The sequence below is a fragment of the Pseudonocardia sp. GCM10023141 genome (assembly GCF_042653605.1).
Genome location: NZ_JBHSIR010000049.1, coordinates 88,458 through 107,472, shown reverse-complemented (window position 1 = coordinate 107,472; position 19,015 = coordinate 88,458). Strand labels below are relative to the sequence as shown.

The window sequence follows — 19,015 nt, the reverse complement described above, 5'->3', positions numbered from 1 at the left end:
GGGGCGGATGACCACGCCCCCGCGGCCGGCGCGGCGCACGTCGACGCGGGTGCGGCCCGACCTCGAGGCGCTCACCGGGCTGCGTTCGGGCAAACCGCACTACTACCCGGAGTACCGGACGTCCGCGGAGCGGCTGCGCCGGGTGATCCAGGCGCTCGACCGGATCTCGTCGGCGCTGGTGCGCACCGTGGAGGGCTCCGAGGCGCTGGTGCGTGCCGTCGTCGAGGCCGCCGCCGATCACCTGTCGGCGGAGTGGGTGGTGTTCGCGCTGGTCGAGGGGGAGCTCCCGGACGTCCAACCGCGTCAGCTCGTGCGCGGCCCCGACGGGGCCGAGTGGGGACACGGCGCGTGCCCGCTGCGGGTACAGCGCCACCTGGACCAGTTCCGCACGTCCACGGTCTCCGCCGACCACGACTCCGAACTGCTGCGCACCCACCTGCACGTGCCGATCAGCCTCGACGGCCGCACCGTCGGTGGTTTCGTCGCCTGGACACCCGCCGAGCGCGAGATCGACGACACCGACCACTCGGTACTGCGCATCCTGGCGGGGCAGACGGCCGCGGCGCTGCAGAACTGCGCGTTGCTCGACCATGCCGAGCGGCTCTACGCCCGCACGGCCCGCCAGGCCGAGGACCTGCGAGCGCGCAACGACGAGCTCCTCGCCGCGCAGGCCAAGCTCGGGGCGGCGCGCCAGCGCGAGGTGCTCGACGTCGAGCGGCACCGGATCGCGCGCGAGCTGCACGACAGCGTCACGCAGTACGCGCTCTCGGCCGGCATGCACATCGAGCTGGTGCGCGGCGAGATGACCGACGACCGGCTCCGCACCCAGCTCGCCACGGCGAAGGACCTCACCCGCCGCGCCGTCGAGCAGCTGCGTTCGGCCATCTACGCGCTCCACGACGGTGACGGCGGCGGTGACTCCGACCTGCCGTCCATGCTGCGGCGCCTCTCGGGGGTGCACATGCCCGACGAGCTGCGCGTCGAGGTGCGGATCGGCGGTGACCCGGTGGCGCTGCCCGCGGAGTGCGAGCAGTCGCTGTTCCGGATCACCGGCGAGGCGCTGTTCAACACGGCGGTGCACGCGGAGGCGAGCCGGGCCGTGGTGCGGCTCGCCTACCGCAGCGATGCCGTCCGGCTCACGATCTCCGACGACGGCCTCGGAAATCCCGAGGAGGTGCGCCGCAGCCTCCGGGCCGCGGCGATGGGGGCACCGTCCGGCGAACACAGGGGGCTGATCAACATGCAGACCCGGGCGAAGGAGCTGGGCGGGTCGCTGACCTTCCGGCGCGCCCGCCTCGGCGGGCTCCAGGTACAGGTCGACGTCCCGGCTCCCGGGCAGGGCCGCTCATGAGCAGCCCGGCGGCCGCGCGTCCCCGACCGATGCCCACCCGCATCGTGCTGGTGGACGACCACTCGATCATGCGGCAGGGCCTGCGGGCCGTGCTGGAGCGCGAGGACGACCTGCGCGTCGTCGGCGAGGCCGGCACCCCCGAGACCGCCGTGGCCGCCGTCGGGGCGACCCGTCCGAACGTCGTGCTGCTCGACCTCAAGCTCACCGCGGGCACCCAGACCGACGGCCTCGACGTCTGTCGCAGGCTCTGCGCGGCGCACCCGGGCATCGGGGTGCTCGTGCTCACCACGTTCGCGGAGGACCGGCTCGTCGTCGAGGCGGTGCAGGCCGGCGCGCGCGGCTACGTCGTCAAGGACGTGGACACCACGGAGCTGGTGCGCGCCATCCGCGCCGTGTCGCGCGGGGAGAGCGCCTTCGACGCCCGCAGCGCGTCGGCGATGGTGCGCTCGCTCGCGGGCGGCGTACCCGATCGCCTGCGCCTCACCGAGCGCGAGCTCGGCGTGCTGCGGCTGCTGGCCAGGGGCCTGTCGAACCGCGCGATCGGGGCGGAGCTGTTCATCTCCGAGACCACGGTGAAGTTCCACGTCGGCAACCTCATGCGCAAGCTGATGGTGTCGCGCCGCGCCGAGGCGGTGTACGCGGCCACGAAGCAGGGCCTGCTCTGAACGGCGCGGCCTGACGCGGCCACGTCATCCCCACTCGCGGTGCACTTCGTCCCAACTCGCGGGGCGTTCCGTCCCAACTCGCGGGTCCATCGACCCCAACTCGCGGGGCGTTCCATCGCAACTCGCGGTGCGGGGGATCAACGCACCCGCGCGAGTTGCGACGGATGTGCCCGCGAGTTGCGACGGATGTGCCCGCGAGTTGGGGTGAAACGCGCACCACCCCGGGCTCGGACGCCCGGGGTGGGGGCCTTCGGTAGGGGCCGGTTCTGTGCGTTCGGGCAGGTCCGGTAGCGGTCTGACCAGCACACACTCTGCGGTGCACGCGACCGCCGATGCCCCGAAGAGGAGCCGATCATGAGTGTGGACAGCAGAGACACCGTTGACCAGGACGTCGCCGCCGCGCCCGCGGGCAACCCGGCGCTCATCGCCCTGCCGACGTTCCTGGTCGGGGGGATCTCGCTCGGGCTGTGGCTCGTCGGGTTCCTCCCGCGGGACCTGCCGGGCGGCCTGATCACCGCCGTGGTGTTCGTCAACGGGGCCGGGTTGTGGGTCTCGGCGATCTGGGCGGCGCGGATCGGGCAGAGCGCCGTCGCCGGCATCTTCGGGATCTTCGGCGGCTTCTGGACCAGCTTCGGGCTGCTGGTGTTCGGTCTGGTCAACGGCCTGCTCGGGCTCTCGGCCACCGACGCGACGCTGGCGGCGAGCCAGGTGCAGGCGACCCAGGCGACGTTCCTGATCTCATGGTTGATCGTGTTCGTGGTGCTCACGCTCGCGACGCTGCGGCTGCCACTGGCCTTCACCGCGCTGTTCGTGTTCGTGGACGTCGCGGTGGCGCTGGTGCTGATCGGCGTGCTCGTCGGCTCGACGGCGGCGCTGAGCCTCGGCGGCATCGCGGTGTTCGTGTTCTGCGCGATCGGCGCCTACCTGTTCTACGACGGCATGGGCCAGGAGCTCGGGGGCCGGGCGCTGCCGACCGGCCGCCCACTCCAGAGCTGAGCAGCCAACCGTCTGGGACCGACCCTGTACGACCGGGCAGTCCGGCCCCGACAGCCGAAGGGTTTCCGCAGGTCAACGCCCATTTCTGGGTCGGTCCGCCCTAACGTCGCATCCGCCATCCACCGCTGCCAGAAGGGGCTCCCATGCAGGTCGACGAACTGCTGAAGCCATTCCCGATCAAGGAGTTCCACCCGTTCCCGAGGGCCATGCTCGGCCCCGGTGCGCACGAGATGATCGGGCCGGAGGCCCTCAAGCTGGGCTTCAAGAAGACGCTGGTGATGACGTCGGGCCTGCGCGGCTCCGACGTCGTGCAGAAGATCACCGAGTCGATGAAGTACCACGGCCTGGAGGTGGTGCTCTACGACAAGGTGGAGTCCAACCCCAAGGACTACAACGTCATGGACGCCGTGGCGCTCTACCAGCAGAACCAGTGCGACAGCTTCGTCTCCATCGGCGGGGGTTCCTCGCACGACGCCTGCAAGGGCGCGCGGATCTCGGTGGCCCACGACGGCCGCAACGTCAACGAGTTCGAGGGCTTCAACAAGTCGGAGAACCCGAAGAACCCGCCGCACATCGCGGTCTCGACGACGGCGGGCACCGGCTCGGAGACGTCGTGGGCCTACGTCATCACCGACACCACGACCGACCCGGACAACCCGCACAAGTACGTGGCGTTCGACGACGCGTCGGTCACGACGCTGGCGATCGACGACCCGGTGCTCTACTTCAGCTGCCCCATCGACTACACCGCGCAGTGCGGGTTCGACGTGCTCGCGCACGCGTCGGAGCCCTACGTCTCGCGGCTGAACTTCGCCCCGTCGCTGGGCAACGCCCTGTACGCGATCAAGCTGACCGCCGAGAACCTGCGGGAAGCCGTGTGGAACGGGCAGGACCTGCCCGGCCGCGAGGGCATGATGTACGCACAGTACATCGCCGCGCAGGCGTTCAACTCCGGTGGTCTCGGGATCATCCACTCGATCTCGCACGCCATCTCGGCGTTCTACGACACCCACCACGGCCTCAACAACGCCATCGCGCTGCCGCGGGTCTGGGCGTTCAACATGCCGGTGGCCTACAAGCGCTTCGCCGACATCGCCGAGGCGATGGGCATCGACACCCACGGCATGACGAAGGTGCAGGCCGCGGAGGCCGCGCTGGCTGCTGCGATCCGGCTGCTGCGCGACGTGGGCATCCCGGAGCGCTTCGTCGACGTGACGACCGACAGCTACTCGAAGAACCGCCTCGGCACGGGTCCGACCGCGTACTACGAGAACGCGAAGGTCATCACGGGTGACGCCGCCGACGTCGACCGCATCACCAACCACGTCCTCGGTGACGCCTGCACCCCGGGCAATGCCAAGGAGTGCACCTTCGAGACGGTGCGCCCCGTTGTCGATCACTGCATGAACGGCGACCTGGACGACCTGCTCGGCTGAGCGGCCACATCCGGCCCGGGCGGGGCTGCGGCCCCGCCCGGGCCGATCACCCACGAGATTCGGAGCAGCATGTCGCAGACCGATGGCGCTCAGTTCGCTTCCGTCGACGAGGTGGTCGAGGCGCTCGCCGCGCACGGCTACATCGCCGACACCCGGCTCGCCACCACCGTCTTCCTGGTGACCAGGTTGGACAAGCCGCTGCTCATCGAGGGCCCGGCCGGGGTGGGCAAGACCGAGCTGGCGAAGGCACTCGCGCTGATCAGCGGGCGGCGGCTGCTGCGCCTGCAGTGCTACGAGGGCCAGGACGAGACGAAGGCGCTCTACGAGTGGGACTACGGCAAGCAGCTGCTCTACACCCAGATCCTGCGCGAGAAGATCGGCCAGGTCGTGGCCGACGCCCCCGACCTCGAGTCGGCCGTCGACCGCATCGGCGCCCAGGAGAGCGTGTTCTTCTCCGAGCGCTTCCTCGCCTCCCGCCCGCTGCTGGAGTCGATCCGCTCCGCCGACCCGACCGTCCTGCTCATCGACGAGGTCGACCGCGCCGACGAGGCGCTCGAGGCCGTGTTGCTCGAGACGCTGGCCGAGTTCCAGGTGTCGGTGCCCGAGGTGGGCACGTTCACCACCAAGACCCCGCCCTACGTCGTCCTGACCAGCAACAACACCCGTGACCTCTCGGCAGCCCTCAAGCGCCGCTGCCTGCACCTGTTCCTCGACTACCCCTCCGCCGAGCGCGAGCTCGCCATCGTGCGGAGCAAGAACACCGGGCTGCCCGACGCGCTCGCCGCGCAGCTCGTCGAGATCGTCCGCGGGCTGCGCGAGCTCGAGCTGCGCAAGGCGCCCTCGATCTCCGAGACGATCGACTGGGCCCGCACGCTCGCGGTCCTCGGTGTCACGGAGCTGACCGCGACCGTGCTCTCGGACACCGCATCGGTGGTGGTCAAGTACGACAAGGACGTGCGCAAGGCGATCGGCGCCATGCCCCGGCTCGTCGACCCGAACGCGACGGTGCCCGAGCCGGGTCACGTCGCCGGTCACGGCCATGGGCACGGACATGGCCACGGCGAGCACCAGCACGACGAACCCGACGAGGTCGACGGCCGCGCCGTCCGCGCCGCGAAGGACGCCGAGGGCCGCCACGACGAGGCCTACTACCGCACCCGCGACTCCGCGCAGCCGCCCGTGCCGGTGACGCCGAAGCCGAAGGTCACCGCCGATCGCGGGGCGCGCAGCTTCGGTGCCGGGCTGGGCCGCAAGCGAGCGCTGTAGTGGAGGCCTCGCTGCACCGGTTCGTGCGCTTCCTGCGGCTGCGCGGGGTGCGGGTGTCGATCCCGGAGGCGCTCGACGCGATGGCCTGCGCCGCCCAACCGGGCATGCTCGGCGACCGCGAGCAGCTGCGCGCGGCCCTGCGCGTCGCGCTGATCAAGGACCGGCGTGACGACGAGGTCTTCGACGAGATCTTCGACCAGTTCTTCGCGCTGGTGAAGGTGGGCCCGTCCGACGGCGGGCACGGTCATGGCCACGGCCATGACGACCTGTCCGACGAGGGTCTGCTGGAGGACTTCACGCTGTCGGAGGCGCCCAGCGACACCCCGCAGGAGGGCCACGACCACGGCAAGCCCGTGGACATCCGCCAGTACTTCGACCCCGACGACCTCGCGCAGGCCTACAACCTGCACCAGGAGGCCAACAAGATCGACCTGGCCGCGCTGACCGACGAGATCGTGATCTCGAAGGACAACACCGGCATGGCGGGGGAGGGCAACCGGGTCCAGATCCAGGCCGACCGGCTCCACGGCGCCGGCGCGCCCGGGCAGCTGTCGCAGCAGCAGGGCATCAGCGTCGACGCCGACCTGTCCGTCGCGCAGCAGGAGGCGCTGTTCGGCTGGCTCGACCAGGCTGTCGACGAGCAGGGGGAACCCCAGGACGGCACCGAGGACGACGCCGCGGCACTGCGCCGCCGCCTCACCGGCGTGCTGGCGGGGCTGCCCGAGGCGCTCAAGGCCCACCTGGAGGCGCTGCTGGCACTGGAGCACCGGTCCGTCGAGTCGCCGGAGCGTGCGGTCGCCGAGGTCGACCGGGTCGGCGAGCACGAGCGGATGGAGCTGGAGGAGTCGCTGCGGCGGCTGGCGCGCTCGTTGCACGGCGGGCTGACGCACAAGCGCAAGGTCGCCAGCCGCGGGCGCATCGACTCGGGTCGCACGATGCGGCGCAACATGCGCTTCGACGGGATCCCGTTCGCGCCGGTCACGGTGCGCCGCGCCGAGGACAAGCCGCGCCTGGTGGTGCTGGCCGACGTGTCGCTGTCGGTGCGGGCGACGGCCCGCTTCACCCTGCACATGGTGCACGGCCTGCAGAGCCTGTTCGGCCAGGTCCGGACGTTCGCGTTCGTCGCGGACCTCGTCGAGATCACCGACCTGTTCGAGGACCACCCCGTGGAGCAGGCACTCGGGCTCGTGTTCGGCGGTGACGTGCTCGACGTCGACGCGAGCTCGGACTACGGCGCCGCGTTCGGCCGCTTCGGCGAGGACTTCGGCTCCGCGGTGAACCGGCGGTCCACGGTCATCGTGCTCGGCGACGGTCGGGGCAACGGCAACCCGCCCAACGTCGAGGCGTTCGCCGAGATCACCCGCCGCGCCCGCGAGACGATCTGGCTGACGCCGGAGCCGCGCTACTCGTGGGGTCTCGGGGCCTGTGACCTGCCCGAGTACGCCGAGTACTGCAGCCGCGTGCGGGTGGTGCGCGACCTCACCGGCCTGGAGAGCGCCGCGCTGGAGATGGCCGCGGAGCCGCTGACGCGATGAGCCTCACGACACTGACGCTGGGCGCCGACGGCCGGGTGCGCCACCGCGTGCCGCCGGATCGGCTGAGCAACGACCTGGCCGGCTGGATCGCCCGCGATCTCGTGGCGCCGGGCCTGTTGCGCCCCAACGCCTTCGAGCAGGCGTTCGTCTCGGTGGTGCTCTCGACGGCGTGGCGACCGGTGGTGGCGTGGGAGTCGTTCTACCGCAACACCCTGACCGCGCTCGCCGCCGGTGGGGATCCCGGCGGCACCAACGCCGGCATGGCGCCGGTGCAGCAGCGGGCCACCGAGCTGGCCGTCGGGCCGGATGTGGTCGAGCTGGGCTGCTGCTTCGGCTTCCTGGCGCTGCAGCTCGCCGCGGCCGGGCACCGGGTGACGGCCGTGGACATCGCGCCGGGCACGGTGCGCCTGCTCGCGGCGATGGCGCCGCTGCTGGGACTGCCGGTGCACGCCGTCGCCGGTGACGCGACGGCCGCGCCGCTCGCCGACCGGTGCGCCGACACCGTGCTCGCGGTGCACCTGCTGGAGCACCTGCCTGCGGGTGTGGACGTGCTGGTGCTGGCGGAGATGCTGCGGTTGGCGCGGCGCCGCGTGGTGGTCGCCGTGCCCTACGAGGACGTGCCGGACGTGGCGTGGGGTCACGTCCGGACGTTCGACGCGGCGGCGCTGCACCGCCTCGGCGCGAGCACCGGCCACCGCTATCGGGTGGCGGACCACCACGGCGGGTGGCTGGTGATCGATCGGTGACGGCGTCGAGGGGCCCACCGCAGCGGGCCCCTCGACGGTCATCGTGGGATCAGTGCGAGCCGACGCGTGTCGGACTCGCGATGGTGTCGATCGTCTCCATCTCCTTGGTGAACTCGACGTAGTTGTTGTCCATCAGGGCCCGCGGGTCGAAGTCGGGGCTCGCGATGATGCCGTGGACGCGGCGGCGCTGCATGCCGAAGTTGCCGCCGTCGTAGATCGGCAGGATCGCGGCCTCGCGCAGGTACTTCTCGAAGCTGTGCTTCTTGTCGGCGCTGTTGACGCCGACCACCTGCAGGCACTTGTAGACGGCGTCGAACAGCGACTCGGTGCAGTAGGTCTTGTTCATCGCGCCGATGAGCTCGCCGTGGTAGTTGTGCTCGTCGATGTAGTGCGCTGCCTTCCAGCAGAAGTAGCGGGCGGCCTCGATCTTCGCGGCGACGTCGCCGAGCACGTAGCCGACGTTCTGGTGGTGGATGATCGGGAACGGGCCGCCTGCGGTGTAGGTCTTCGCCCAGGCCAGCGCGGCCTCGTAGGCGGCGCGGGCCACGCCGACCGCCGCGATCCCGGCCACGGGGCCCGACCATGCGAAGTTGCGGTTGATCAGCAGGTCGCCGTTGCCCTTGGTGCCCTCGACGATGTTCTCCTTGGGCACGATGGCGTTGTCGAAGATCACCTCGGAGTTCGGGGTGAGCCGGTGGCCGAACGAGTCGATCGTGTTGAAGGTGACACCCGGTGTCCCGCGGTCGACCATGATCGCGGCCAGGCCCTCGGTGCCACCGAGGTCCGGGTCGGTGCGCACCACGTAGAGGCTGGTGTTGGCGCCCTGGCCGTCCCAGCCGCCGACGTTGCAGGGCCAGTACTTGCGCCCGTTGAGCACGTAGTGGTCACCCTCGAGGATGGCCTGCAGACCGATGCCGGCGGGTGCGGGCAGCGGGGTGTCGAAGTTCGCGGTGCCACCGGGGGTGCCGGCGGGCTCGCTCGCGCCGTAGCCGGCGATCCACTCGCCCGTCGGGTCGGAGGTGGCCGCCGTGAAGATCTTCTTCTTCTGGTCCTCGGTGCCCCAGTACCAGACCGGCAGCAGCCCCAGCCCGTTGACGAGCACGGTGCACGCGAAGCCGGGGTCGACGGCGCAGATCTCCTCGGCGGCGAGGATCAGCTCGACGTTCGTGAGGCCGCCACCGCCGTACTCCTTCGGGAGCATGCAGAAGGCGATCCCACGCTTGTAGGACTCCACGTAGGCCGGCTTCGTCATCTGGAACGCCTTCAGCGGATCGGGCTCCCGATCGGCGTCCCGAACGATCGGTGCCAGCACGTTCTCGGCGAAGTCCCGCGCATCCAGCTGGACTTTCTTCTGCTCCGGGCTGAGGGTGAAGTCGATGGCCATCCGAGCTCCTCCTGTTGACGGCGTCGCGATCGGACCGCCGTGGCGATCCGTCCACCGGCGTCACTATCGAGGAGCGTCCGCCCGGCCGGAAGGCGTCCGGCATGGATGACGGCGGCGGCGCACGAGCGGTGTCGATGCCCGCACGAACGGCGGGCCGCGGATCGGGTCAGATGCCCAGAACGACCTTGACCCGTGCGACGTTGCGGCGCGCCACCGGGATCTCCTCGTCGAGGTGGGGATCGGTGCTCAGCGTGAGGGTCCCCCTGCTCGGGTGCCCGATCCTGCGGATCCGATCGACGTTCACCAGGTAGCTGCGGTGCACGCGCAGGAAGCCGAACGGGGCGAGCTCGGCGTCGATGTTGTCCATTCCGGGGGTGGCGGCGCGGACCCTCCCGAGGTCGGTGACGAACCAGACGACGTGCCGGGCGGCCTCGGCGTAGCGGATCTCCGCCGGATCCAGCAGCAGCACCTGGTCGCCCTGGACCGCAGGGACGCGGCCGAGCTTCGGGGAAACGGGCGGGGACGTGGCGGCGGGCAGGGCAACGGTGTCGTCGTCGTGGTGCTGATCGCTCGAGAGCACCCAGCCGATGACGCCGTCGGCCGAGGTGACGGCGCTGAAGCGGAACATCTCGGGATGCCCGAGCAGTGCGGTGCCGACGTCGGCCGAGCCGACCCACGCGGGATCGGCGCGCAGTCTCTCGCCCGACCGGGCGACCATGCGCCGCAGCTGTGGCGCGCCGGGGTTCCACCGGTTGCCCGGCTCGAGCAGGAAGCCCTTCGGCAGGTCGGTCAGCACCGAGCGGGTCTCGTCGTTGGCCGCGATGACGTTGCCGGCGACGTCGACGGCCAGCAGCTTGTGGGTGGTGCGCCGGTCGACCGCGAGGAACGCCCTGGCAACCTCCAGGCCGTGCTCCCTGGCCTGGTCGTGGAGCCCGGACTGCACGGCGCGCACCTCGGCGGCGAGTCCCGTGGCCAGCCCCGCGATGTCGTGCTGCCCGCAGGTGGCGATGTTCACCGCGGCGACCGCGTCGTCGGTGACCGCGTCGTAGACGGCCATCCCGACGCACGTCCACTCGTGCAACGACCGGCACCAGTGCTCCGGACCGCGCACGACCACCGGTTGATGACCCGTGATGGCCGTGCCCATGCCGTTGGTACCCGCTGCGGACTCCGACCACGTGACCGACGACGGGAGGTGGCTGCCGGCCGCCTGCTGCACCAGGCAGCGCGGACCCCAGGACGCGAGGATCCGGCCGTCGCCGTCGGTGACGGTGGTGAGGCAGTGCTCGCTGCGCCGCGCGATGGCCGCGGCGATCCCCCCGAGCTGGGCGTAGACGCCGGCCCGGCCCTGCCGGACGCCGCTGCTGCCCGCCGCGGCGGCGAGGGGCGCGGCCAGCGGGCGGTGCAGCCCGGGATCGAGCCGGTGGACGTCGCGGCAGCGGTACCAGGACAGCAGGATCGCGGGGGACACCCCCTGCACGTCGTCGTCGCCGGAGACGAACCGTTCCCAGGCCCGCAGCGTCTGCCGCCGATGCTGGCCGTCTCCTCGACCGTCTCCGTCTCCGATTCCGTGCCGGCTCCGGCCGTACGCGTTCTGATCCCGGTGCACGCAGTGCTCCTTCGCGTCCTCGTGACGCACCCGGTGATTTACGCTATCGGCATCCGGTTTATTCGGGTAGGGCCGTCCGGACGCTCTGCGTTCCCCCGGGTCGGCGTGCCGGCGCCGAAAATTACACTACCGAGATCCTCTTTATTAGGGTGTGATGTCGTGATGATCAGTGAAGCGACCCGGCGCCGTCGCACGCACGAGGCACTGGCCGTGGCCAGCCGCGTGCGGCTCGTCGACGCGCTGCGTGCCGCCGACGGTCCGCGCAGCGCCCACGAGCTGGCGGCGGAGTGCGGGCTCCACGTCACCACCGTGCGGTTCCACCTCGAGATACTGGGCAGTGCGGGCCTGGTGCGCAGCCGCCCGGAGGCCACCGGCGGGCGGGGACGACCGCGGCTGGTCTACAGCCCGGCCGCGGCGGCCGACCCCGGCACCGGGTACGAGCTGCTCGCGATGATGCTCGCCCAGAGCTGGGGCGACACCGCCAGCGAGCGTGCCGAGCGCGCCGAGCGGGCGGGCCGTGCCGCGGCCACCACGCAGCCCCTCGCGCCCCTCGTGCCCCACGCGGCCCCAGCTCCGGCCCCGGTACTGTCCATGGAGGCCGCCGTCGCGGAGGTGGCCGACACGTTCGCCGAGCTCGGATTCGAGCCCGAGGTCGCCCCCGTGGAGGCCGGCCTGCAGATCCGGCTCCACGCCTGCCCCTTCCGCGCCGTCGCCACGGCCCATCCCGAGGTCGTCTGCTCCCTGCACCTGGGGCTGATCCGCGGAGCACTCGAAGAGTTGGGTGGTTCGGCCACCGCGGCGGGGCTGGAGCCCTTCGTCGAACCGGACCTGTGCGTGGCCCACATCGTCGCCACCGCCGAGACGAGCGCGCGATGAGCATCGACCGACTGCCGTCGCCGATCGCCACCGGTCCCACACCCGATGCACCCCGGCTCGATGCATCCGGACTCGATGCGTCTGGGCCCGCCCGGCCCGGCACCCCGCCGTCGGCGACCGTCGATCTCGTCCGGCGCAGCTGGGCGCTGGTCGAGCCGCAGACCGAGGAGCTGACGCGGCTGTTCTACGGGCTGCTGTTCGGGCGGATGCCGGAAACCCGCTCGCTGTTCCCGGTGAACATGCAGGTGCAGCGCGGCCGGCTGCTGCGCGCGCTCGTGCACGTGGTGCAGCTGGTCGACCGGCCCGACGAGCTCGAGCCGTTCCTCGACCAGCTCGGGCGCGACCACCGCAAGTTCGACGTCGCCGACGCCCACTACGACGTGCTCGGCGGCGCGCTGGTGGATGCGGTCGCGCGGTTCTCGGGCGCGGCGTGGACACCGCAGATCGAGGGTGCCTGGCGCCACGCCTACCGGATCGCTGCCGACCGCATGCGCACCGCCGCGGCCGCGGAGCGCGGACCGGCGTCGTGGACCGGGGTGGTGCTCGAGCACCGGCGGATCGGGTGGGACCTCGCGATCGTCCGGGTGCAGACCGACACCCCGATCCCGTACCGCGCCGGGCAGTACCTCAGCGTCGAGACGCCGCACCGGCCGCGGCTGTGGCGGTACCTCTCACCCGCGGGGCCGCCGCGTCCGGACGGCGTGCTCGAGTTCCACGTCCGCGCGGTCGAGGGCGGCTGGGTCAGCCGCGCGGTGGTGGCCCACACCACCCCCGGCGAGACGTGGCGGATCGGGCCGCCGATGGGGCGGCTCAGCATCGAATCGGCGTCCGGCGACGGCCTGCTGCTGATCGCGGGCGGCACGGGGGTCGCCCCGGTACGGGCGATCGTCGAGCGACTGGTGGAGCAGGGCGCCACCCGCCCCACCACCCTGTTCACCGGGGGGCGCACCACCGCCGATCTCTACGACCTCCCGCACCTGCGCACGCTGGGGCGCCGCAACGCCTGGCTCGACGTGGTGCCGGTGATCGAGAAGATCGACGAGCACGGCATCCTCGACGACCACCGGACGCTGGAGACGGGAGCCGAGATCGGCACGCTGGCCGACGTCGTCTCCCGCTACGGCGCGTGGCGCGACCACGACGTGATCGTCTGCGGATCGCCCGCGATGGTGCGCGCCACGGTCGGCAGGCTGCTCGTGGCCGGCACACCCCTGGACCGGATCCGCTACGACCCCTTCACGCTCGACTAGGACTCCGCAGCACCTTCCCGACCTCGCACCACTTCACCCGACTTCGCACACCGTTACCCGTGCTCGCACACCGTGCAACCCGTGCGACGACCCACCACCGTATGCGAAGTCGGCGTGGCGGCGGTGTTACGCGATCCCGAGGGCCCGGCGCAGCACCGCCAGCGCCTCGGCGTTCTCGCGCTGCGTCACGGCGGCGTGCGCCATCAGCCCGGAGCCGTGGAAGGTGCCGGGGAACACGTGCAGCTCCACGGGGATCCCGGTGGCCAGCAGGGCCTGGGCGTAGGCGATGTCCTCGTCGCGAAGCGGGTCGAACTGCATCGCCGAGACGTAGGCGGGCGGCAGTCCGGACAGGTCGGTGGCCCGGGCCGGGGCAGCGTGGACCGGCACGTCGGCGCCGCCGCGGCGGCCCGTCCCGCCCAGGTAGGCGTCCCAGCTGTGCTCGGCCTTGGGCCGGTTCCAGATCGGGGTGTCGACGAAGGCCCGCATGCTCGGCGTCTCGAGGCGGTCGTCGAGCTCGGGGATGCCGAGGTACTGGAACGCGATCGCGGGGCCGCCGCGGTCCCGGGCGAGCAGGGCCAGCGCGGCGGCCAGCCCACCGCCGGCGCTGGCGCCGTAGATGGCAACGCGTTCGGGGTCGATGCCGAGCGCGTCGGCGTTCTTCGCGGTCCAGACGAGGCCGGCGTAGCAGTCCTCCAACCCTGCGGGATAGGGGTTCTCGGGTGCCAGCCGGTAGTCGACGGAGACGACGACGACCCCGAGCTCGCGGGCGAACTCCAGGTTGGAGGCGTGGTCGGTCTCGATGTCACCGACGATGAAGCCGCCACCGTGGATGTCGTAGAGCGCCGCCGGGGCCTGCCGCACGTGCGGGGTGTAGACGCGCAGCAGGACGTCCGGGGCGCCGTCGGGGCCGGGGACGCGCTCGTCGCGGACGTCCACGCCGGTGGTGTCGGGCTCCCCGAACGACCGGATCATCTCCGACATCTGCGCCCGGGCGAGCACCACGTCGTCGGTGTCGAGGTTGGGCAGCATCGAGAGGGCGGCCGCGAGTTCCGGGTCGAAGGCGTAGGTCATGGGAACGATCATGGCCCGCGCGTCGCGGGATGGCATCCACCACCCGTCGGGAATCGGACCGCCAGGACCCGACGAACGTCGCCCGGCCCACAGAGCTAGTACCCGGGTGCGGCCTAGGACCCGAGTGCGGCCGCCATCCGGCGCAGTGCCTCGTCGAGGATCTCCGAGCTGGTGCCGAAGGTGAGCCGGACCCAGCCGCCGGTGTCGGCACCGAACCGGGTGCCGGGCTCGACCGCCACCCGGCCGTCGCGCAGGAACCGCTCCTGCACGTCACCGAGGGTGTCGACGGCGCGGCAGTCCAACCAGGCCGGTACGTGGCCTCCGGCGGGTGCCAGCCGATCGCGAGCAGCCGCTCGCGCAGGGTCGCCCCGAGCTAGGAGCGCGCGTCGAAGCTCGACGAGCAGCGCGTCGAGCCAGCCGCCGCCGCCGGTGTAGGCGGCGACCGTGGCCAGCGCACCGAGGTGCCCGACACGCCCGCGGGTGTCGGGCGGCAGCCCGTCGAGCACGGCATGCATCGACGGCGCCCCGGCCACCAGCGCGGCGCACCTGAGGCCGGCCAGGTTCCAGGCCTTGCTCGTGGAGTGCACGGCGACGGCGATCTCGGCGGCGCCCGGCACCGTCAGCAGCGGCGTGAACGTGGCACCGGGCAGCGTGAGCGGGGCGTGGATCTCGTCGCTGACGATCGCGACGCCGTAGCGCGTGGCGAGCTCGACGACGGCGGCGAGCTCGTCGGGGTGGTGCGCGTTCGAGCGCATCGGCCAGCACCGCCCGGATGGGTTCGGCGAGGGCGACGTCGGTCTCGGCGATCGTCATCGGGAGGACGTCGGCGGGGTGGGGGCGCCACTTGGCGCTGCGCCGCAGCGGCAGGCGCTCGAGCGGGTCGACCGACGGCCGGTCCGGGCGGTCGCCGCTGTCGTGGATCTCCCGGGCGGGCACGGTCACCCGGCCGACCCCATCGGCGGTGGTGACCTTCCGCGGATCGCGCGATGTCGAGCGATGTCGTGCGATGCTTGTCCCCGATCGGGGGAGGCCGCCATGTTGAGCCCTGACGAGCAGGCGAGCTTCGACGAGATCACCCACCGCCTGGCCGCGGAGGAGCGCTCAGCGGTGCCGCGATCCCGTCGCCGCCGCGCCGCACCCGCGGTGGCGCTCGTCGCCGCGGGCACGGTCTGCCTGCTGCTGTCGTTCTCGCTCCTCGACACCGTGCTGTTCGTGGCGGGGTTGACCGCGATGCTCGCGGGCTGGCTCTGGCTCGGGATCCGGCTGGGCCGCCGCCAGCGCGGGGGCTGATCCTTCGCCCGATCCGTCGCCGCCCGTTCGGGGGCTAGGCGTGCGCCCGGTGCTGAGTACGGTGCGATCTTCAACCATCCCCGGAGGGAGCGGACATGACGTCGTCGGAGCTGGGTGCCGCGGTGCGGACCGTGTGGTGGCTCGTGCTCGTCCGTGGGGTGCTGGCGATCCTCTTCGGACTGATCGCGCTGTTCTCGCCGGGTACCGCGCTGCTGGCGCTGGTGATCCTGTTCGGCGTCTACGCGATCATCGACGGCGTCATGGCCATCGTGCTCGGGGTGCGGCACCGCACGGTGGAGTCGCACTGGGGCTGGCAGGTCGCGCAGGGCGCCGTCTCGGTGATCGCCGGCATCATCGCGCTCGTGCTGCCGGGCGTCACCGCGCTGGCCGTCCTCTTCGTCATCGCGTTCTGGAGCATCGTCAGCGGGCTGGCCGGGGTGATGCAGGCGTTCGCGATGCGCCGCCAGGGCTCCTCGACGTGGGGCTGGGCGCTCGCCGGGGCCGTGCTGAGCGTGCTGTTCGGGATCCTGCTCATCGTGCAGCCCGGCGCCGGACTGATCACGATCCTGCTGTTCGTCGGATGGTTCGCGGTGGTGTTCGGCGTCATCGTGGTGGTGTGGGCGTTCCGCCTGCGTGGGGCGCTCTCCGCAGCGAGTTCGGGCCACGATGTGTGAACCGGGCCCGGCCGGGGTACGCCAGCCGGTATGCAGCTCCCTGTAGCACCCCCGCTGGTTCTCGCCGCGCTGCTCGCTGTTCACCCGACCGCGCAGGCGCCCGCCGACACCGCACTGGAAACCGACCTGCAGAACGTCGCCGACACCTCCGACATCGCCGAGGTCCCCGCCGCCGATGTCACCGCCGCAGACCCGGGCGACGCGCTCCCGCCCACCAGCCCCTGCCCGGCCTACCTCGGCCCGCAGTGCGACTCCGTCGAGCACGAGCAGATCGAGCACACGCAGCTCGTCGACGCCCAGCAGCTCGCGAACCTGGCCCTGCAGGCCGTCCCGGTGCACATCCTGTCGTAGCAGGTTGCTAGAACGGCACCCGTGACGATCTCGGGGCTCACCGTGCGCGGTGCCGACCTGGTGTGGACGGGTTCGGCCGAGGTGCCCGGCGGCACCGTGTCCTGCGGCGCCGACGGTCGGGTGCAGGCCGCCCCGGTCGAGGGCGAGGTGCTCGACGCGTCGGGCTGCGTCGTCACGCCCGGCCTCGTCAACGCCCACCACCACCTGCTCCAGACGGCGTTCCGCACCCTGCCCGGCACCCGGGGCGTGCCGATGCGCGACTGGCTGCCGCGGATGGCCGCGGCCTACACCGCCGTCGGTGTCGACGACGAGCTGGCGTACGCCGCCGCCGCCGCGGGCCTCGCGGAGGCGCTGCTCTGCGGGGTCACCACCGTCGCCGACCACCACCTGACCTGGCCCGACTCCACCGGTGACGGGGTCGGCATCGTCCGCGCCGTCGCCACGGCGGCGGGCGAGCTTGGCGCACGGCTCGTGTTCGTCCGAGGCAGCGCCCGCGACGACCCGCAGACCGCCGCCGCGTCGGCCGATGCGATCGCCGCGGCGCTGGGCGGCGACCCCACCGGGATGGTGCAGATCGCCGTCGGGCCCGCCGGCGTGCACAGCGACGCCCCGGAGACGTTCGCGCTGCTCGGTGAGGTGGCCGCCCGCCACGGGCTGCGCCGGCGCACGCAGAGCAATGAGCAGGTCGACGTCGAGATCGCTGCAGAGCGCTACGGCAGGCGGCCGCTGGAGCTGCTCGACGAGTGGGGCTGGCTCGCCCCCGACGTCACGCTCGCGCACCTGTGCGGCGTCACCGATGCCGAGATCGCGCGGGTGGCCGCCGCCGGGGTCTCCGCGACCCATGCTCCCGGCTGCGACCTGCCGATGGGCTGGGGTGTCGCCCCGATGGCGGCACTCGCCGACGCCGGTGTCCCCGTCGGGCTCGGCACCAGCGGGGGCGGCAGCAACGACGCGGGCCACCTGCTGGCCGACGCGCGGCTCGCGTTGCAGGTCGCGCCGCTGGTCGGGCGCCCGGTGGCCGCCCGCGAGGTGCTGCGCTGGGCGACGGCCGGGTCCGCCGACGGACTCGGCCGCCCCGAGCTGGGCCGGCTCGACCCGGGCTGCGCCGCCGACCTGGCCTGCTGGGACGTCAGCGGCGTCGCCGACGCGGGTGTCGCCGACCCGCTGGCCGGTCTGCTGTGGGCGGCGCCGGGCCGCCGCCCCCGCCACGTCGTGGTGGCCGGGCGGGTGGTGGTGCGCGACGGCGAGCTGGTGGCGCGCCCCGAGCGTGACGTGGCGGGCGCGCTGCGCGCCCTCCTGACGCGCCGGGGTTAGGGCAGCACGGGGAAGTGGCGCCAGCCGGTGTCGTCGAGCACGAAGCGGGTGCGGGTCTGCGGTGTCGTCTCGGTGCCGACCTGCCAGAGGTCCGCCCGCGTCGGCACGAGCCGGAACGTGGTCCAGCTCGGCGGCCGCTCCCCAGAGCCCGGGTCGGCCGCGGCGCGCGCGTAGGCCTGCTCCACGGCGCCGGGTGCCACCGCGAAGTCGGGTGCCGACAGCCGGGGCAGCAGCTCCTCGTACGCCCACGCCACGAGCTGCAGCTGCCGGGACCGAGCGCGGAACGCGGTGCGCGAGGTGGCGGCGTCGAGCTCGACGGTGGCGCCGGAGAAGACGGCCTGGCGGCCCAGCGCCGGCCAGTGGAACACGGCTGTCGCGCGCGGGTTCGCGGCCAGGTCGGTGGACTTGCCGGTGGGCGTGGACGACTGGAACCGCAGCCCGGTCGCGTCGATCGCCGTGACGTCCACGGTGCGCGCGTGCGGCATGCCGTCGCCGTCGGCGGTGGCCAGCGTGGTGGTGCTCGGCAGCGGGAGCCCGGCGGCGGTGGCCTCGGCGACCCAGCGCGCGAGCACGTCGAGCGGGTTGCCGTGCAGCGGGTCAGCCATCGGATGCCCCCACATGGACGAGCAGCACGACGCACGGCGCCGCACCGACCTGCCGGAACCGGTGCTCGACGAGCCCGGAGTAGGTGATGGTGTCGCGCGGTTCCAGCGTGGTGAACCGGCTGGTGCCCTCCTCGCGCAGCTCCACCTCGATCACCCCGTGCGCGACGTAGATCAGCTCGCGCCGCTCGTGGCTGAAGTACTCGCCGAACTCCTGCGGCACCCCGACGAACTCCGTGACGTCGGCGCCTGCCGGGTCGTGCAGCAGCAGCCGCGCGCCACCGGAGGAGACGGCGAGCAGGGCGGCGTCGCGCCCGCGGGTGGCCTCGGCGGTCGGGTCGCCTGCCGCCATCCCGAGCAGCGCCTGCTGCGTGGTGCCGAGCGCGGTGGCGATCCGGAAGAGCGAGCGCATCGACGGGCGGGTGCGCCCGAGCTCCAGCTGGGACAGGAAGGGCTGGGACAGCTCGGTGGCCCCGGCCACCTGGGCCAGCGTCATGCCGCGTTCGTGGCGAAGCGTCCGGATCGCCCGTCCGAGCCGGGCGTCGGCGGCGCGTTCCGGCGTCGGTTTCCGGCTTGCGGCCCCGCTCATGATCGGCATG

Annotated in this window: 19 protein-coding genes; 13 read left to right on the top strand and 6 right to left on the bottom strand. The window is 72.5% G+C overall.

The annotated features are described in order from the left end of the window. Positions 1-7 precede the first annotated feature (7 nt). From ACFPFQ_RS28155 to mftM, 7 genes are all read left to right on the top strand, one after another. The gene (locus ACFPFQ_RS28155; protein ID WP_379624108.1) at positions 8-1,351 is read left to right on the top strand and encodes a MadS family sensor histidine kinase; all 1,344 of its coding nucleotides are present in this window, start codon (positions 8-10) and stop codon (positions 1,349-1,351) included. Continuing rightward, entirely contained in the window at positions 1,348-2,016 is a 669-nt protein-coding gene (locus ACFPFQ_RS28150; RefSeq protein ID WP_379624106.1) for a MadR family response regulator transcription factor, read from the top strand. Before ACFPFQ_RS28155 ends, ACFPFQ_RS28150 begins: the two co-directional genes overlap by 4 nt. A 354-nt stretch (positions 2,017-2,370) precedes the next feature. After that, positions 2,371-3,012: a GPR1/FUN34/YaaH family transporter gene (locus ACFPFQ_RS28145; RefSeq protein ID WP_379624104.1), complete on the top strand. Its 642-nt coding sequence runs from the start codon at positions 2,371-2,373 to the stop codon at positions 3,010-3,012. A gap of 143 nt (positions 3,013-3,155) precedes the next feature. Then, positions 3,156-4,448 (top strand): NDMA-dependent methanol dehydrogenase, encoded by a 1,293-nt coding sequence (gene mdo, locus ACFPFQ_RS28140; RefSeq protein WP_379624102.1) that lies wholly within the window; start codon positions 3,156-3,158, stop codon positions 4,446-4,448. Positions 4,449-4,517: 69 nt separating this feature from the next. Then, positions 4,518-5,714: an AAA family ATPase gene (locus ACFPFQ_RS28135; protein WP_379624100.1), complete on the top strand. Its 1,197-nt coding sequence runs from the start codon at positions 4,518-4,520 to the stop codon at positions 5,712-5,714. Further along, positions 5,714-7,249, top strand: a complete 1,536-nt coding sequence (locus ACFPFQ_RS28130; RefSeq protein ID WP_379624098.1) for a VWA domain-containing protein — start codon at positions 5,714-5,716, stop codon at positions 7,247-7,249. The genes ACFPFQ_RS28135 and ACFPFQ_RS28130 overlap by 1 nt, the downstream gene beginning before the upstream one ends. Next, the gene (gene mftM / locus ACFPFQ_RS28125; RefSeq protein ID WP_379624096.1) at positions 7,246-7,995 is read left to right on the top strand and encodes a mycofactocin oligosaccharide methyltransferase MftM; all 750 of its coding nucleotides are present in this window, start codon (positions 7,246-7,248) and stop codon (positions 7,993-7,995) included. The genes ACFPFQ_RS28130 and mftM overlap by 4 nt, the downstream gene beginning before the upstream one ends. Before the next feature lie 49 nt (positions 7,996-8,044). Here the strand turns inward: mftM and ACFPFQ_RS28120 are convergent, their stop codons facing one another. After that, positions 8,045-9,379 (bottom strand): acyl-CoA dehydrogenase family protein, encoded by a 1,335-nt coding sequence (locus ACFPFQ_RS28120; protein WP_379624094.1) that lies wholly within the window; start codon positions 9,377-9,379, stop codon positions 8,045-8,047. A 166-nt stretch (positions 9,380-9,545) separates the two neighbouring features. Continuing rightward, on the bottom strand, positions 9,546-10,988 hold the full coding sequence (locus tag ACFPFQ_RS28115; protein WP_379624092.1) for a LytTR family transcriptional regulator DNA-binding domain-containing protein: 1,443 nt from the start codon (positions 10,986-10,988) through the stop codon (positions 9,546-9,548). A gap of 162 nt (positions 10,989-11,150) precedes the next feature. Between ACFPFQ_RS28115 and ACFPFQ_RS28110 the strand changes: the two genes are divergently transcribed. Both ACFPFQ_RS28110 and ACFPFQ_RS28105 read left to right on the top strand, forming a co-directional pair. After that, positions 11,151-11,864 (top strand): helix-turn-helix transcriptional regulator, encoded by a 714-nt coding sequence (locus tag ACFPFQ_RS28110; RefSeq protein WP_379624090.1) that lies wholly within the window; start codon positions 11,151-11,153, stop codon positions 11,862-11,864. After that, positions 11,861-13,114 (top strand): globin domain-containing protein, encoded by a 1,254-nt coding sequence (locus ACFPFQ_RS28105; RefSeq protein ID WP_379624088.1) that lies wholly within the window; start codon positions 11,861-11,863, stop codon positions 13,112-13,114. The genes ACFPFQ_RS28110 and ACFPFQ_RS28105 overlap by 4 nt, the downstream gene beginning before the upstream one ends. Positions 13,115-13,240: 126 nt before the next feature. On the opposite strand, the gene ACFPFQ_RS28100 is transcribed toward ACFPFQ_RS28105, so the two are convergent. Together ACFPFQ_RS28100 and ACFPFQ_RS28095 are read right to left on the bottom strand one after the other, a co-directional pair. Further along, positions 13,241-14,185 (bottom strand): alpha/beta hydrolase, encoded by a 945-nt coding sequence (locus ACFPFQ_RS28100; RefSeq protein ID WP_379624086.1) that lies wholly within the window; start codon positions 14,183-14,185, stop codon positions 13,241-13,243. A 113-nt stretch (positions 14,186-14,298) separates the two neighbouring features. Next, positions 14,299-14,940 (bottom strand): aminotransferase class I/II-fold pyridoxal phosphate-dependent enzyme, encoded by a 642-nt coding sequence (locus tag ACFPFQ_RS28095; RefSeq protein WP_379624084.1) that lies wholly within the window; start codon positions 14,938-14,940, stop codon positions 14,299-14,301. Between the two features lie 280 nt (positions 14,941-15,220). On the opposite strand from ACFPFQ_RS28095, the gene ACFPFQ_RS28090 reads away from it, so the two are divergent. The 4 genes from ACFPFQ_RS28090 (at position 15,221) to ACFPFQ_RS28075 (ending at position 17,814) form a co-directional block, all read left to right on the top strand. After that, entirely contained in the window at positions 15,221-15,475 is a 255-nt protein-coding gene (locus ACFPFQ_RS28090; RefSeq protein ID WP_379624082.1) for a DUF3040 domain-containing protein, read from the top strand. Positions 15,476-15,570: 95 nt separating this feature from the next. Beyond that, complete coding sequence (locus ACFPFQ_RS28085; protein ID WP_379624080.1) at positions 15,571-16,149, top strand: HdeD family acid-resistance protein; 579 nt, start codon at positions 15,571-15,573, stop codon at positions 16,147-16,149. Positions 16,150-16,179: 30 nt separating this feature from the next. Next, on the top strand, positions 16,180-16,500 hold the full coding sequence (locus ACFPFQ_RS28080; RefSeq protein WP_379624078.1) for a hypothetical protein: 321 nt from the start codon (positions 16,180-16,182) through the stop codon (positions 16,498-16,500). Between the two features lie 21 nt (positions 16,501-16,521). Then, positions 16,522-17,814: an amidohydrolase family protein gene (locus tag ACFPFQ_RS28075; protein ID WP_379624076.1), complete on the top strand. Its 1,293-nt coding sequence runs from the start codon at positions 16,522-16,524 to the stop codon at positions 17,812-17,814. Here ACFPFQ_RS28075 and ACFPFQ_RS28070 read toward each other — a convergent pair. Both ACFPFQ_RS28070 and ACFPFQ_RS28065 read right to left on the bottom strand, forming a co-directional pair. After that, positions 17,811-18,419: a pyridoxine/pyridoxamine 5'-phosphate oxidase gene (locus ACFPFQ_RS28070; RefSeq protein WP_379624074.1), complete on the bottom strand. Its 609-nt coding sequence runs from the start codon at positions 18,417-18,419 to the stop codon at positions 17,811-17,813. The genes ACFPFQ_RS28075 and ACFPFQ_RS28070 overlap by 4 nt on opposite strands. Further along, a complete protein-coding gene (locus ACFPFQ_RS28065; RefSeq protein WP_379624072.1) occupies positions 18,412-19,005 on the bottom strand; it encodes a helix-turn-helix domain-containing protein in 594 nt (197 codons plus the stop codon). The genes ACFPFQ_RS28070 and ACFPFQ_RS28065 overlap by 8 nt, the downstream gene beginning before the upstream one ends. Between the last annotated feature and the right edge of the window lie 10 nt (positions 19,006-19,015).

What these genes read in the sequence shown, in the direction of transcription:
- ACFPFQ_RS28155 (WP_379624108.1), top strand. Translation starts at nt 8, where the DNA reads ATGACCACGCCCCCGCGGCCGGCGCGGCGCACGTCGACGCGGGTGCGG.
- ACFPFQ_RS28150 (WP_379624106.1), top strand. Translation starts at nt 1,348, where the DNA reads ATGAGCAGCCCGGCGGCCGCGCGTCCCCGACCGATGCCCACCCGCATC.
- ACFPFQ_RS28145 (WP_379624104.1), top strand. Translation starts at nt 2,371, where the DNA reads ATGAGTGTGGACAGCAGAGACACCGTTGACCAGGACGTCGCCGCCGCG.
- mdo (WP_379624102.1), top strand. Translation starts at nt 3,156, where the DNA reads ATGCAGGTCGACGAACTGCTGAAGCCATTCCCGATCAAGGAGTTCCAC.
- ACFPFQ_RS28135 (WP_379624100.1), top strand. Translation starts at nt 4,518, where the DNA reads ATGTCGCAGACCGATGGCGCTCAGTTCGCTTCCGTCGACGAGGTGGTC.
- mftM (WP_379624096.1), top strand. Translation starts at nt 7,246, where the DNA reads ATGAGCCTCACGACACTGACGCTGGGCGCCGACGGCCGGGTGCGCCAC.
- ACFPFQ_RS28120 (WP_379624094.1), bottom strand. Translation starts at nt 9,379, where the DNA reads ATGGCCATCGACTTCACCCTCAGCCCGGAGCAGAAGAAAGTCCAGCTG.
- ACFPFQ_RS28110 (WP_379624090.1), top strand. Translation starts at nt 11,151, where the DNA reads ATGATCAGTGAAGCGACCCGGCGCCGTCGCACGCACGAGGCACTGGCC.
- ACFPFQ_RS28105 (WP_379624088.1), top strand. Translation starts at nt 11,861, where the DNA reads ATGAGCATCGACCGACTGCCGTCGCCGATCGCCACCGGTCCCACACCC.
- ACFPFQ_RS28100 (WP_379624086.1), bottom strand. Translation starts at nt 14,185, where the DNA reads ATGACCTACGCCTTCGACCCGGAACTCGCGGCCGCCCTCTCGATGCTG.
- ACFPFQ_RS28095 (WP_379624084.1), bottom strand. Translation starts at nt 14,940, where the DNA reads ATGCGCTCGAACGCGCACCACCCCGACGAGCTCGCCGCCGTCGTCGAG.
- ACFPFQ_RS28090 (WP_379624082.1), top strand. Translation starts at nt 15,221, where the DNA reads ATGTTGAGCCCTGACGAGCAGGCGAGCTTCGACGAGATCACCCACCGC.
- ACFPFQ_RS28085 (WP_379624080.1), top strand. Translation starts at nt 15,571, where the DNA reads ATGACGTCGTCGGAGCTGGGTGCCGCGGTGCGGACCGTGTGGTGGCTC.
- ACFPFQ_RS28080 (WP_379624078.1), top strand. Translation starts at nt 16,180, where the DNA reads ATGCAGCTCCCTGTAGCACCCCCGCTGGTTCTCGCCGCGCTGCTCGCT.
- ACFPFQ_RS28070 (WP_379624074.1), bottom strand. Translation starts at nt 18,419, where the DNA reads ATGGCTGACCCGCTGCACGGCAACCCGCTCGACGTGCTCGCGCGCTGG.
- ACFPFQ_RS28065 (WP_379624072.1), bottom strand. Translation starts at nt 19,005, where the DNA reads ATGAGCGGGGCCGCAAGCCGGAAACCGACGCCGGAACGCGCCGCCGAC.